Raw genomic sequence first — 14,152 nt, forward strand, 5'->3', positions numbered from 1 at the left:
AACGCTATAAAATTAACATTCAAGAAAGGCTTATATGAAATTTGAAACAATTAATCAAGAAAGCATAGCAAAACTCATGGAAATATTTTATGAAAAAGTTAGAAAAGATAAGGATTTAGGTCCTATTTTTAACAATGCTATTGGAACAAGTGATGAAGAGTGGAAAGAACATAAAGCAAAAATAGGAAATTTTTGGGCAGGCATGCTTTTAGGCGAAGGTGATTATAATGGGCAACCCTTAAAAAAGCATCTAGATCTACCTCCTTTTCCTCAAGAATTTTTTGAAGTTTGGCTAGGACTTTTTGAAGAAAGTTTAAATATAGTTTATAATGAAGAAATGAAAACAGTTATTTTACAGCGTGCACAAATGATAGCTTCACATTTTCAAAATATGCTTTATAAGTATGGCGGACATTAATTTGGCATTTTTTTTGCCAAATCTTTTTTTACCTTTTCTAAAATCTCCTCATCCTTAGAAAAATCAAAAAATTTAAACTCATTTCCATGTTGCATAAAACCATCGAGCAAATCTCCACTCAAACGGTTTTTAAGATCAAGCTCTGCTATTTTAAACCCATCTAAAGTGCTAGCAAATTCTTTTAAACGACTTGGAATTTCTTTAAGTTTAGTATAAAGATAACAAGTGCTTTTAAGCCCTACACGACCTACACGACCACGAAGTTGATGCAAGGTAGCAAGTCCTAAACGTTCCGCTCCTACAATCACTATCATACTCAATCTTGGCAAAGAAATGCCCACTTCCACCACTGTAGTGCTTAGTAAAATATTTCCCTCATCTCTAAAACGCTCTAAAATTTCATCTTTTTGTTTATCTTTCCCATGAGTTACAAAAACTTTTTCATAGTGACTCTGCCAATATTCTTTAGCCTGCTCTAAAGAAAGATAAGGAATATTATCACTAGCACTCACTAAGGGATAAATAATGATAATTTGATGATTTTTAGCGATTTCTTCTTTGATCTTCTCGCTAAGCTTAGAAAAGCCTTCATTTTGTATACAATAAGTTGTGATATCTTTTTTAAAAGGCATTTGTTTAATGAAACTAAAATTTAAAAGTTCAGATTGTATCATGCTTAAGGTTCTTGGAATAGGCGTAGCCGAAAACTGTATAAAATGAGGGGCAAATTCTTGTTTACTTAAAGAATGAATTTTCTCACGCTGAGCCGAGCCAAAACGATGTTGTTCATCTATCATTACAAGTACGGCATTATGGCTTTCTAAATGAATTAAAGCATGAGTACCTATAATAAGATTTGCTTTTTGAATATTTTGTTCTAAATCTTTTTCTTTTTTACCCCCTTTAATAAACAAAATATTCATAAAATCAGGCAAAAATTTCTTAGCCTCTTCATAAAGCTGATGCGCTAAAATACTAGTAGGTGCCATCAAAATAGCTTGTTTAGGATAAACCATCAAAGCCGCACCAAGCAAAACCAAAGTTTTACCACACCCTACATCACCCATAATCACACGCCTTCTAGCTTCTTTTGAATGCAAATCTTTTTCTATATCTTTTAAGGCATTAAGCTGATCTTTAGTAAGAGAAAAAGGCAAATCTTTAAGCCAATTGGCTATGTTAAAAACATTGATTTGATGAGCTTTAAAATGCGTTTTTTTAGCTTTTAAACGCTTTAAAAAATTATATATTTCTATATATTTTAAATCTTTGCTAAAATTTTGCAAATTTTCAAACATAAAAAAACTTTTTTCATCATAAGCATGCAAATTTAAAAGAAAATGTATATATTTATCCCCTATGCCACTTTCTTGTAAATTTTCATAATTAAGATATTTATGTATAAAAGCAGCAATTTTTGCATCTTTTAAACCTAAAATTTGATACTTTGGACTAAAACCCTCAAAAGAAGTTAAAATTTTAGGATTGTTAAATTGCCAAGTGTGATTAAAACGCGAGAGTTTAGCATTAAAAATAAGCCCTTTTCCTACCTTACAAATCCCAAAATGCCAAGCTCTAGGATGAAAAAACACAAAAGAAATATTTTCTTGCCATTCTTCACAAAAACCTAAACCAAAAAGTTGATTTTTTCTTGAACTAACGCTTTTTATAGTGATTTTTTGGGTGCAAATTTCATTTTCTTTAGGATTTTTACTTGGATTTAAATTTTCAATTTTTTTAGGTAAAAGAAGCGCTAAATCAATAGCACTTTTAATTTTTAATTTTTTAAAAAATTCAAAATCACTTTCTTTAATTTTCATTTTGTATGCTTGCAAAACTTATATTTAAAAGCTCTTGATGTTTGTTAATATAAGCATTGATGGTTTCAAGTTTAACCTTTTCCATAAGTTTTAACTCTTCTTTATAATATCCCAAATTTAAACCTTGATAAAATTCATTAAAGGCCATAGATAAACGCTTGCTTAAGCCTTCATAACGCAAAGGAGTTGATCCTATGAGAAAATTTTTAGCTTGATCAAGTTCATTTTGAGTCATGCCATTTTTTATAAAATCTTCAAAAAGCTCTTTTACGATTTTTTTAGCTTCTTTAGCGCTTTCATTTTTAGTTTGTAAATATCCAAAAACTCTAGAAAAAGACATATTCATATCAAGCATAGCATAAGCTGAGTATGCAAGACCTCTTTTAACACGAATTTCTTCCATAATCCTTGAACCAAACCCCCCTTGTCCTAGAACAAATAAAGCAATTTTTGCAAGATATAAATCCTTATCTTTAAAATCAGCAAAAAAAGGCGTAGCAAAATAAATATAAGCTTGTTCGCTTTCTGGGCGTATCAAAATTTCATCTTTAATGTTTTTGCTTAATTCATATTTTTTTGGAGTATTTTTTTTGCCTATTTGAAGTTTTGATAATAGTTTTAAAAGATCTTCCTTGGCTTGTTTTTCTTCTAAATCTCCTCCTAAAATCACAACCAAATCACTAAGATGGATAAAATTTTTATAAAAATTTTGTAAATCTTTTAAAGATAAGATTTTTATACTTTTTTCATCTCCATCGTTTGAGCTTTGAAATTCTTTGCATTTAAAAATTTGAGCATTAAGTAAATTTTTTGCTAAATAATCAAAATCACTATTTTTACTCGCGAGCTCACCTAAGGCATTGATTTTTAATTTTTGCAAAATTTTTTCTTCTATTCTTGGTTTTAAAAGCAATTTTTCCAAACTCTTTAAAGCAAAATCAAAATTTTCTTTTAAACAAGAAAGATTGATTTCCAAACTTTCAAAACCACTACTTGCCTCTAAATTTATCGCTCTAAATTCTAAATCTTTAAAAAATTTATCATCCACACCTTCATTTAAAATACGTGAAAACATCTTAGCTAAGCCTGCTATTTCATCATAACTTCTAGCGCAATTTCTAAAAACAAGCTTTAAAACAACAATAGGAAAATCAGAATTTTTTTCAAAAATAAAAGGGATTTTAACACCCCTACTGTCTAAATACTGCATTAAAACCTTTCTAAAATTTCATAAGCGGTATTGCGTTTAGCTGGATTTTCGCCTAAACTTCTAATCAGCCTTATCATCTCATCTTGATTCATTCTATAACTTGCTCCTGCAGCACTTACTACATTTTCTTCCATCATGGTTGAGCCTAAATCATTGGCCCCAAATTTTAAAGCAAGTTGACCTATAAGCGAGCCTTGAGTTACCCAAGAACTTTGCAAATTTTTAAAATTATCTAAATAAAGTCTTGCTAGAGCTAAAAGTCTTAAATACTTGTTAGAACTTTGTTTCATAATCTCTGGATGTTTTTGGATTAAAGCAGTATTATCACTTTGAAAGCTCCATAAAATAAAAGCTCTAAATCCCCCTGTTTCATCTTGCAATTTTCTCAAATGCTCAAAATGATCGATGATTTCTTCATCATTTTCAACCGTTCCAAACATCATAGTAGCTGTACTTTTCATGCCGATTTTATGAGCTTGGCGATGTACTTCCAACCAAGTAGCTGTATCACATTTATTTGGTGCGATAATATCACGCACCCTATCGCTTAGCACCTCAGCACCTGCTCCTGGTATAGAAAATAAACCTTTAGCTTGTAGTCTTTGAAGTACTTCAGTAATTGAAATTTTAGATGCCTTTGCGATATAAGCGATCTCAACCGCTGAAAAACCATGTACAGTGATATTTGGATAATGTTCTTTTATCCAAGAAACTAATTCTTCATACCATTCTATTTTTAATTTTGGGTGCACCCCGCCTTGAAAAAGAATTTGCGTACCCCCAATAGCTTCAAGCTCCTCTATCTTCTTGCCTATCTCCTCAAAGCTTAAAATATAAGCATCATCTTCTTTATGATGGCGATAAAAAGCACAAAAAGAACAATCAATACAACAAACATTGGTATAATTAATATTTCTATCTACAACAAAAGTAGTGATTTTTTCAGGATGAAGTTCTAATTTTCTTTTATAAGCCATTTCTCCAAGTTCAGTTAAACTCGCATGATGTAATAAATCTAAAGCTTCTTTTTTATCCAGTCTTTTCAAAATTTTTCCTTGTTTTTTTACATAATTAAAATAATTATAGCATTTAAAATATAAATTATGCTATAGTTTCGCTTATGAATTACATTGAACTATTAAAAAATAATAAAAATATCAGAATATTGGCTTCGGTTCAGTTTATAGTATATTTTGGAGCATGGTTTTCTCAAACGGGAGTTTTTACCCTTTTAGTCGAGCTTAATGCTCCTACTTGGGCAACAGCTACAAGTGCTATGCTTGCTTTTTTACCTGGAGTTTTGCTTGCTCCTATTAATGGGGTTATAGTAGAGAAAAATAAACCTAAAAAACTTTTACTCAGTATGATTAGCATAGAATTAATTTCTATTTTTTGTCTTATTTTTGTCACAAGTCTTAGTATGCTTTGGCTTTTGTTTATTTTAATTTTCATAAGACTTTGTGTTGCTTCGATTTATTTTCAAACTGAAATGAGTTTATTGGCCAAAATTTTAACCCCTCAAGAACTTAAACTCGCTAATGAAATGCACAGTGTCATTTGGGCGATTTCTTATACAGCAGGTATGGCAAGTGCGGGAATTTTTATTTATTTTCTAGGAGTTAAAACCGCTTTTTTATTTGACTGTATGCTTATACTCATAGGCATTTCTTTTTTAGTAAGATTAAGCATTCCTGATTTTCATCACAAAACACAAAGTCGCTTTTTTACTATGATAAAAGAAGGATTTTTCTATATTTTAAATAACAAAATAATTTTTCATCTTATCTTGCTTCACGCTTTTATAGGTTTAACTGCTTATGAAACCTTGGTTGCGCTTTTAGCACAACATCAATACAAAGAAGTTTTATCTGCTGCTTTAGTAATAGGGTTTTTAAATGCGGTACGTGCTTGTTCTTTAGCTATAGGGCCTATGGTTTTAAGCAAATTTATTAATAATAAAAATTTATTTTACATGTATCTTGGTCAAGGCTTGGGTATTATACTTTGGGCTTTAACTCAATTTAATTTTTATATTTCTTTTTTAGGTTTAATTGGTGCAGGTTTTTTTACCTCAGCGCTTTGGGCTTATACCTACACCATGATACAAAAAAATGCTGACAAAGAATATCATGGTAGAGTGATCGCTTATACAGATATGATTTATCTTAGTTTTAGCGCTATTATTTCAATGCTTATGGGCTTTTTATTTGAAATAGGCTTGAGTTTAAAACTGATTACAGGTTTATTGGGTATGATTTTTATCTTTGCGGCATTTTATTGGAAGTGGTTTTATAAAAAATATTTGTGAAAATTCACAAATATTTTAAATTTTAAACAAATCTTGAAGATTTTTCATTGCTTCTTCATTGCTGATGGCATTATTTAGCTGCGATGAGCTTAATTCATTGAGCTCTATTTCATAACCACTTAACATAGAAGCAAGGCGAATATTAATACCATTTTTTCCTATGGCTTTGCTTTTTTGTTCGCTATTTAAACTTACCATAGCTTTTTTATCTTCAATTTTTACAGAATTTACAATAGCAGGAGCCAAGGCACGAGAAATTAAAATTTCACTCTCATTTGTAAATTCTATACAATCAATATTTTCATTATGAAGCTCTTTGCTTACTGCATTAATTCTTACACCTTTAACACCTACTGTAGCACCTACAGGATCGATATTTGCTCCATTGGCCTGAAGAATGATTTTTGCTCTTTCACCTGGAATTCTAGCACATCCTATAATATTGACATAACCATCTTTGATTTCTGGAACCTCAGCTTCAAGTAAACATTCTAAAAATTTAGGACTTGTACGACTAAGCTCGATTTTAATACCTTTATCTGTATAAACACGGCGTATCACAGCTTTTACCACATCACCTATTTTAAATTTTTCCCCTTTAATGCGATTTTTTCTCGGTAAAAAAGCTCTTAATTCATCTATTTCAATAAAAGTATTTTCTTCATTATCCACTCTAACAACTGTACCAAAAACCATTTGCCCTACTTTGTTTTTATATTTTTCAAAAATAGTTTGTTCTAATAATTTTTGTATATGATATTCAAGTTCTTTATGCAAGGTATTTACCGCAGTTCTTCCTAAATTTTCCAAAGAACATTCATAGGTTAATTCATCTCCTATTTCAACATCTGGAGCTTCTGATTTTGCCTTACTTAACGCGATAAAACTCTCACTTTTATTTTGCAATCTCTCGTCATTATCTGCTACTATGGTAATTTTTTGATAAAGATTTAAATTTTTAGGATCCACAAAAAACTCATATTCTTGTCCATAAATTCTTTTTGCAGTATTGATTAAAGCGGTAGCTACCTTTTCTCTTACATTCTCTAAGTTTAAATTTTTTTCATTAGCAATAGATTCGATAATATCTGCTATCTTTTCCATATTTTATAAAACCTTTTTTGTGGGAAATTTAAAAATGTAGATAAAAATTATATCCTTAATAAGTTTAATTAAAAGTAAAATTTGCTAAAATTATAGATTAAAATGAAAATTCTTAAGGATTTAGCTATGGAATTAAAATTGGCAAGAACTTTGATTAATGAAAAACCTAAAAATATTAGCCTAGAAAAAATCGAAGAGGCTATAGAAAAAGAAGGACAAAAGTTTTTTTATTTTGATAAAGATAATACACACAAACAACTCATTGCCCTTGTAAATCATTTTGAAAAAAAAGGAGTAAGCATTTATCATAGAACCGTAAAATACGGACTTGATGATAATGATTTTATGTATGAGGTACATATTCTTTGAGTGCTAAAAAACTTTTTATCCAAACTTTAGGTTGTGCGATGAATGTCAGAGATTCTGAGCATATGATCGCAGAATTAACACAAAAAGAAAATTACGAACTAACAGAAGATATCAAAGAAGCAGATCTTATTCTTATCAATACCTGTTCAGTGCGTGAAAAACCTGTGCATAAACTTTTCTCAGAAGTAGGTAGTTTTGAAAAAGTTAAAAAAGAAGGTGCTAAAATAGGAGTTTGTGGATGTACTGCATCGCATTTGGGAAATGAAATTTTCAAACGTGCTCCTTATGTGGATTTTGTTCTAGGAGCAAGAAATATTTCCAAAATCACTCAAGCTATAAAAACTCCAAAATTTATGGGCGTGGATATAGACTATGATGAAAGTGAATTTGCTTTTGCAGATTTTAGAAATAGTATTTATAAATCCTATATTAATATCTCCATAGGTTGTGACAAACACTGCACTTATTGTATAGTGCCACATACTAGAGGAGATGAAATTTCCATACCTTTTAACATTATCTACAAAGAAGCTCAAAAAGCTGTTGAAAAAGGTGCTAAAGAGATTTTTTTGCTAGGACAAAATGTCAATAACTACGGCAAAAGATTTAGAAACGAACATAAAAAAATGGACTTTTCAGATCTTTTAGAAGAACTTAGCACCATAGAAGATTTGGAACGCATTCGCTTTACAAGTCCACATCCTTTGCATATGGATGATAAATTTTTAGAAGTTTTTGCCAATAATCCAAAAGTTTGCAAATCCATGCATATGCCTTTACAAAGCGGCTCAAGTGAAATTTTAAAAGCTATGAAGCGTGGCTATACTAAAGAATGGTATTTAAATAGAGCTTTAAAACTTAGAGAACTTTGTCCAAATGTTAGCATTTCTACAGACATTATTGTAGCTTTTCCAGGGGAAAGTGAAAAAGATTTTGAAGAAACTATGGATGTTTTGGAAAAAGTACGTTTTGAACAAATTTTTTCTTTTAAATACTCCAAACGCCCTTTAACAAAAGCCGCAACCATGCCTAATCAAATCGATGAAGAAACAGCTTCAAGAAGACTTAGCACCTTACAAAATCGTCATAGTGAAATTTTAGATGAAATTGTAAAAAAACAAGAAAATAAAACTTTTAAAGTTTTATTTGAAGAATTAAGAGCAGGCAATAGCATTGCTGGAAGAACAGATAATAATTTTTTAGTTCAAGTTGAAGGTAGCGAAGAACTTTTAGGGCAATTTAAAGAAGTAAAAATCACTAATGCAAAGCGTATGGTTTTATATGGGGAAATCGTTTAAAATCCATTGCTTAACATATATAATTTTCATCTTGCAATGGCTTATTTTTTTAAGCTGTAAAAAGCACTATAAAGGTGAAAAAGTTGACCGTAAAGCTAGTGTGATACTTTTTTGGCATGGAAAATTAGCACTCATGCCTTTTGCGTTTAGACATTATAGACAAAAAAATAAAAAAGCCTATGTCATGATCTCCCACCATAAAGATGGAGAACAAATTGCAAAAATCATCAAGCTTTTCGGTCTTGATACTGTAAGAGGAAGCACTTCAAGGGGTGCTAGCAGTGCACTTAGAGCTGCATTTAAAGTTTTAGAACAAAATGACGATATAGTTATCACGCCCGATGGTCCACGTGGGCCTTATCATAGTATTTCAGATGGTTCTATCATTTTGGCTCAAAAAAAAGAACTAAAGATAAGAATTTTAAACTATGAAGCAAATCGTTTTTGGGAATTTAAAAGTTGGGATAAGATGATCTTGCCAAAACCTTTTAGTAAGATTACTTATAGTCTAAGTGAACCTTTGGATATTTTATCTTTAGATAAAGAAAAAGCTAAAGAATTTCTAATGGAACAATTTGATAAAATTATCTTAGCTGATCAATTTAAGGAATGAAATGTTATTTTTACTTAAAAAAATATTTCCACAACTTTTTATTAGTATTATTTTAGAAGATAAAAAAAATATTGTAAAAGCTTCTATTTACAAAGGAAATAAACTAATCAGTAGCAATGAAAAAACTTTTGATAAAGGAATGAAATGTTATTTTTACTTAAAAAAATATTTCCACAACTTTTTATTAGTATTATTTTAGAAGATAAAAAAAATATTGTAAAAGCTTCTATTTACAAAGGAAATAAACTAATCAGTAGCAATGAAAAAACTTTTGATAAAAGTGAAAATTTATTAGAATACATAAAAAATTTAAGCAAGCATTTCTTATTTTACCACACTGCTTTATTTTTAGACGCCAAAGAACAAGGATTAATACCTAGTACAAATATTCAAGATTGTGAGCACTTTAATATAGGAAAAATCAGCTTACAGTATATTTTGTTTAATAATGCCCTTGTTTATACGGCTACCGAACATGTGGAATATTATAGCGAGCTTTTTGAAGAATATAGAGGTTTAGATTTTTTATATTCCCCTTTTGCCCTTCTTTACTACAATATACAAAAAGAAAAACAGCCTGATGATCAAATTTTACTTTATGGATTTAAACAAGGACATCTTTTGGCAATTATTGTTGCTAAAGGCAATACTATTTTATACGGTGATTTTAAAATATTTGAGCAAGAATTAGGTTTAGAGCTTGAACTTCCATCAGAAGATAATCAAGAAATTGAAAACAACAACGATGATACTGAAGTTACCTTAGATAACTTCAATGAAGCCTTAAATAATAAATTTGATCTACTTGATCAAGAAAATAATCTTGAAACTTTGGATAATAATGATAATTTTAATCTTGATGAATTAAATCAATTTAGCAATGATATGGAACTTTGCCGTTATATTATTACGAGCATTGAAAAATTTTACAATGATGATAAATATGCTGGGGTATTTATCAATGGTATTTTATTATATAGCGAATCAGATATTAACATAAGTGCTATTGATTTTTTAGAAAGTGAAACTTTTTTAGAGATAAAAACGAAACAAATCAACACCTTAGATCTTATGATAGAGTTGATGCGAAAGGAGCTTAAATGACTTATAGCTTCATACAGCCAAGAAAAAAACCTATTTTCACACTCTTTGATAAAATTTGGCTAGGACTTTTTGGTTTTAGTATATTATTTATCTTGCTAGTATATTTTACATATACAATAAAAATTGCATTAATCAATAGCTCTATCAATGATGAAAAACAACAAGTTATAGTGCTTCAAAATCAAACTAAGCAAAATGAAATGCTTTATGAAATTTTATTTGATCAAAGCCAAATAGCGAAAAATTTTAACACTCAAAATCAAATTGTTAAAGAAAGCTTAAGAAATCTATTTGATATTATTGTAAAAACTGATAATATTACTCTTGAAAGTGTTGAACAAGACGAATATTCCTTAAAACTTATCGGAGTCACTCCTACAAGAGAAATGTTTACTCTACTTTTAGAAACCCCTTTAAAAAGCATCTTTGATCAAAGCTATACAACCTATTATCGCTTAGATAATGGGTGGTATCGTTTTGTTAGTATTAGTAAACAAATTCCAGGAGTTGCAGATGAAAGATAAAAGTCTAGAAGAAATTGATTTATTAAAGCTTATCATTTGCGCGTTAAGTTTTATAAGCGTTTGCACAGCCTTGATCTTATTTTTACTTTTACCGACATTAAAAAATTATAAACAAGCAAATCTTAGAGAAAACTCACAACTTGCTATCTTAAAGGCCGCTAAATTAAAATTTGACTTTAGCGAAGATAAAATATCAACTCTAAGAAGCGAAAATAACAAAAGTTTAGAGCAATTTGAGCAAAATTTTAATATAGGAAATTTTGATATTTTTTTACAAAAATATTTTCAAAATGTAAAAATTCAAGAAACTAAGCCCGAAAAACAAGAAAAATATCTAAAAAACCGCTTAGCCATTAAAGCGACAATGAACAATCCTAGAAGGCTTTATGATTTTATTGATGCTCTAAAAAACTATAATAACTTAATCAAGCTTGATTATCCACTTAATCTTAAAGCAGGAGAGCAAGGTATCTCTATAGATCTTACTCTCAAAGTTTATTCAAGCTAAACTCACATCTTCGCCTTTTAAAATTTGATTCATAGTATTCATTGCACACATTTTTCCACACATGGAACATGAGTTTAAATCATCAGGACGACGCTCATTAAACATTTTTTTGGCCTTTTCTCCATCAATAGCAAGTTTAAACATTTTCTCCCAATCTATCTCTTGCCTAGCCTTACTCATCTCATCATCTCTTGCTCTTTCTTTTGGAAGTTTAGCTATATCTCCTGCATGAGCTGCAATTTTAGTCGCAACTATACCCTCTCTAACATCTTCTAAATTTGGAAGTCTTAAGTGTTCAGCAGGTGTTACATAACACAGCATATCAGCACCGCTAGCTGCAGCCACAGCTCCTCCAATAGCACCACTAATATGATCATACCCTGCGCCAATATCTATTACCAAAGGTCCTAAGACATAAAAAGGCGCTCCTTTACATAAACGCTTTTCTAATTGCATATTTGCCTCTATTTCATTAATAGCCATATGCCCTGGACCTTCTATCATTACTTGAATCCCAACATCCCAAGCCCTTTGAGTAAGGAGTGATAATTCTATAAGTTCTGAAATTTGTGCCCCATCACTTGCATCGTGAGTAGAGCCAGGACGCAAAGCATCGCCCAAAGATAAAGTTACATCGTATTTTAAACAAATGTCAAGCAAATCATCATAATACTCAAAAAAAGGATTTTCAGCATCTTTCATCATCATCCAAGCATAAAGTACAGAGCCTCCTCTTGAAACTATATTTGTAAGTCTTTTACTTTGTTTAAAAATATGCGCTGCGCGAGAATTAATACCTGCATGAATTGTCATAAAATCAACCCCACTTTTAGCATGATGATATACAACATCTAAAAAGTCTTTGGCATTAATTTGCTTTAAATCTTTTTCTAAAAATCCTACCGCATCATATACAGGAACTGTTCCTATCATAGCTTTTGAAACATTAACAAGCTCGTCTCTAAAACGACTTGTTTTGCCATAATTGCTTAAGTCCATAATCGCTTCTATGCCAAATTTATGAGCAAGCTCTACTTTTTTCATTTCCTCGCTATAATCAACGCAATCATTTGAAACTCCTAAATTTACATTAACCTTAGTACGCAGTCCAAAACCTATACCATTTGGATCAAGACTTTTATGATTAATATTTGCAGGGATAATAATTTTACCGCAAGCAATATTTTCAAGCAAAAAATCTTTACTTAAATTTTCTTTTTGCGCAACAATCTGCATTTCTTTAGTAAAAATACCTTCTTTGGCATAATTCATTTGAGTTTTCATAAATTTATCCTTTAAAAAATTTGGATAAATGAAGGGTGAGTATAAATTTTTAAAGTATTGAAATTTATAAATCTTCCCGACGCTGGCATTATCCAGATCCGGTTCGGTCTAAGCTTTTAGCTTACTCTCAGCCTGTTACACAAGCTCCCGTCATTTATGTTTTAATTATACACTTTAAATATTTATTTTTGCTTTATGCGTGCAGTCTTTGTAAAATTTATAAGTTCTTCTGTAGTTTTTATATGATAAGGAAGTTTTCCAAGGCAATATTTAAAAATTTCAGCAGCTGCTAAAGCATCATCTAAAGCCCTATGATGCGTATTTTCCACGCCCAGAAATTCTTTCAAAACCTCTAGTTTATATTTTGGACTTTCTATACAACATTGTGCAAATTCTATAGTGCAAATACGACGATTAAGCAAAATGCCAAAACCACACTCATTTAAAGCCTTAGAAATAAAACTATAATCAAAACGCACATTATGCGCTACAAAAATACTGTCTTTTAAAAAAAGCCTAAAATCACTTAAAACCTTTGCTAAACTTGGAGCATTTTCCACCATCTCATAAGTAATACCCGTAAGTTCGGTTATATTTTCTGGAATTTCTTTTACTTTAACAAAACTTTGAAAGCGTCCAATTTCTTTAGAATTTTGAATTTTTACTGCTCCAATTTCTAAAATTTCCCCCTTACTTACGCCGCCAGTACTTTCTATATCTACTATACAAAAAATTTCATCTTTAATTTTTGTTGTGCGTGTTTTAAGGGTAAAAATATTATCTTTATTCAAAGTTAAGCCCAAACCCAAAAGCTCAAAAGTTTCCAAATCTAAATCAAAATTTTTTAATTCTTCAACTTTGGCAAACTCTTGCATCACCCAATCATAAGGCTTGCTTTGCTTATTTAATATAGAAATAATCTGATCAATTTGCTGTGAACTCAAAATTCAAGCTTTAAAGATGAAATTGCAGTTTTATAATCATTAGAAGAAAAAATATAACTTCCAGCCACCAAAATATCAGCTCCGGATTCCTCTAAATCGCTAGCATTTAAACCATTAACACCACCATCAACCTCTATAAAAACTTTAGCATTTTTTTTATCAATCATTTGGCGCAATTCTTTGATTTTTTCATGTACCAAAGGTAAAAATTTTTGTCCACCAAATCCAGGATTAACACTCATTAAAAGTACCATATCTACAAATTCTAGCATGTGTTTAATAGAATCAATAGGAGTGTGCGGATTTAAAACAATAGCAGGATGGATTCCTTGACTTCTTATATATTCACAAAGTCTTATAGGATGAACTTCGCTTTCCATATGAAAAGAAATGAATTTTGGTTTCAAAGGGATAAAAAGATCTATAAATTTACTTACATCTTTAACCATCAAATGCACATCTAATGGCAACTTACTAATAGTTGAAATTTTTTCGATCACGCAAGGTCCAAAAGTCAAATTTGGAACAAAGTGTCCATCCATTACATCAATATGTAAAAGATCTGCACCTGCAGCTTCAATAGCTTTAACTTCTTCTTCTAATTTCAAAAAATTTGCAGACAATAAACTTGGAGCTACATACATGATC

General features: G+C 30.3%; 15 protein-coding genes and 1 riboswitch. Of the genes, 8 read left to right on the forward strand and 7 right to left on the reverse strand.

Going from position 1 to position 14,152, the window contains the following annotated elements:
• The first annotated feature begins 34 nt into the window (after positions 1-34).
• Positions 35-418, forward strand: coding sequence for a truncated hemoglobin Ctb (gene ctb, locus ELQ06_RS02935; protein ID WP_002867609.1), 384 nt, complete (start codon positions 35-37; stop codon positions 416-418).
• Here ctb and recG read toward each other — a convergent pair.
• Genes recG through ELQ06_RS02950 form a run of 3 tightly spaced genes read right to left on the reverse strand, consistent with a single transcriptional unit; the run spans position 415 to position 4,494 of the window.
• On the reverse strand, positions 415-2,238 hold the full coding sequence (recG, locus tag ELQ06_RS02940; RefSeq protein ID WP_052797816.1) for an ATP-dependent DNA helicase RecG: 1,824 nt from the start codon (positions 2,236-2,238) through the stop codon (positions 415-417). The genes ctb and recG overlap by 4 nt on opposite strands.
• Positions 2,228-3,448, reverse strand: a complete 1,221-nt coding sequence (locus ELQ06_RS02945; RefSeq protein WP_052781921.1) for a pitrilysin family protein — start codon at positions 3,446-3,448, stop codon at positions 2,228-2,230. Before ELQ06_RS02945 ends, recG begins: the two co-directional genes overlap by 11 nt.
• Entirely contained in the window at positions 3,448-4,494 is a 1,047-nt protein-coding gene (locus tag ELQ06_RS02950) for a dehypoxanthine futalosine cyclase (RefSeq protein ID WP_002857333.1), read from the reverse strand. Before ELQ06_RS02950 ends, ELQ06_RS02945 begins: the two co-directional genes overlap by 1 nt.
• Positions 4,495-4,568: 74 nt before the next feature.
• On the opposite strand from ELQ06_RS02950, the gene ELQ06_RS02955 reads away from it, so the two are divergent.
• On the forward strand, positions 4,569-5,756 hold the full coding sequence (locus ELQ06_RS02955; protein WP_052797817.1) for an MFS transporter: 1,188 nt from the start codon (positions 4,569-4,571) through the stop codon (positions 5,754-5,756).
• Positions 5,757-5,771: 15 nt separating this feature from the next.
• Here the strand turns inward: ELQ06_RS02955 and nusA are convergent, their stop codons facing one another.
• Complete coding sequence (gene nusA / locus ELQ06_RS02960) at positions 5,772-6,860, reverse strand: transcription termination factor NusA (RefSeq protein WP_052805800.1); 1,089 nt, start codon at positions 6,858-6,860, stop codon at positions 5,772-5,774.
• A 126-nt stretch (positions 6,861-6,986) separates the two neighbouring features.
• Here nusA and ELQ06_RS02965 point away from each other — a divergent pair, with 126 nt between their 5' ends.
• From ELQ06_RS02965 to ELQ06_RS02990, 6 genes are all read left to right on the forward strand, one after another.
• Entirely contained in the window at positions 6,987-7,229 is a 243-nt protein-coding gene (locus ELQ06_RS02965; protein ID WP_002851103.1) for an HP0268 family nuclease, read from the forward strand.
• The gene (gene miaB, locus ELQ06_RS02970) at positions 7,226-8,527 is read left to right on the forward strand and encodes a tRNA (N6-isopentenyl adenosine(37)-C2)-methylthiotransferase MiaB (protein ID WP_052797819.1); all 1,302 of its coding nucleotides are present in this window, start codon (positions 7,226-7,228) and stop codon (positions 8,525-8,527) included. The genes ELQ06_RS02965 and miaB overlap by 4 nt, the downstream gene beginning before the upstream one ends.
• Positions 8,511-9,140 (forward strand): lysophospholipid acyltransferase family protein, encoded by a 630-nt coding sequence (locus ELQ06_RS02975; protein ID WP_052797820.1) that lies wholly within the window; start codon positions 8,511-8,513, stop codon positions 9,138-9,140. The genes miaB and ELQ06_RS02975 overlap by 17 nt, the downstream gene beginning before the upstream one ends.
• A gap of 144 nt (positions 9,141-9,284) precedes the next feature.
• The gene (locus ELQ06_RS02980; protein WP_052797821.1) at positions 9,285-10,244 is read left to right on the forward strand and encodes a hypothetical protein; all 960 of its coding nucleotides are present in this window, start codon (positions 9,285-9,287) and stop codon (positions 10,242-10,244) included.
• Positions 10,241-10,768 carry a hypothetical protein gene (locus ELQ06_RS02985; RefSeq protein WP_052820978.1) on the forward strand — a complete coding sequence of 176 codons (528 nt, stop codon included), beginning with the start codon at positions 10,241-10,243 and terminating at the stop codon, positions 10,766-10,768. Before ELQ06_RS02980 ends, ELQ06_RS02985 begins: the two co-directional genes overlap by 4 nt.
• Positions 10,758-11,276: a hypothetical protein gene (locus tag ELQ06_RS02990; protein WP_002867617.1), complete on the forward strand. Its 519-nt coding sequence runs from the start codon at positions 10,758-10,760 to the stop codon at positions 11,274-11,276. The genes ELQ06_RS02985 and ELQ06_RS02990 overlap by 11 nt, the downstream gene beginning before the upstream one ends.
• Here the strand turns inward: ELQ06_RS02990 and thiC are convergent.
• The 3 genes from thiC to rpe all read right to left on the reverse strand — a co-directional run bounded on the left by thiC (position 11,268) and on the right by rpe (position 14,148).
• Positions 11,268-12,560 (reverse strand): phosphomethylpyrimidine synthase ThiC, encoded by a 1,293-nt coding sequence (gene thiC, locus ELQ06_RS02995; protein ID WP_002868797.1) that lies wholly within the window; start codon positions 12,558-12,560, stop codon positions 11,268-11,270. The two genes, ELQ06_RS02990 and thiC, sit on opposite strands and share 9 nt — an antisense overlap.
• A 56-nt stretch (positions 12,561-12,616) precedes the next feature.
• Positions 12,617-12,721: riboswitch (TPP riboswitch) on the reverse strand.
• 21 nt (positions 12,722-12,742) lie between these two features.
• A complete protein-coding gene (locus ELQ06_RS03000) occupies positions 12,743-13,504 on the reverse strand; it encodes a 3'-5' exonuclease (RefSeq protein WP_002866993.1) in 762 nt (253 codons plus the stop codon).
• Positions 13,501-14,148, reverse strand: coding sequence for a ribulose-phosphate 3-epimerase (gene rpe / locus ELQ06_RS03005; RefSeq protein ID WP_002859889.1), 648 nt, complete (start codon positions 14,146-14,148; stop codon positions 13,501-13,503). The genes ELQ06_RS03000 and rpe overlap by 4 nt, the downstream gene beginning before the upstream one ends.
• Positions 14,149-14,152 lie beyond the last annotated feature (4 nt).

It is taken from the genome of Campylobacter sp. CH246, assembly GCF_004378835.1.
Lineage (GTDB): Bacteria > Campylobacterota > Campylobacteria > Campylobacterales > Campylobacteraceae > Campylobacter_D > Campylobacter_D jejuni.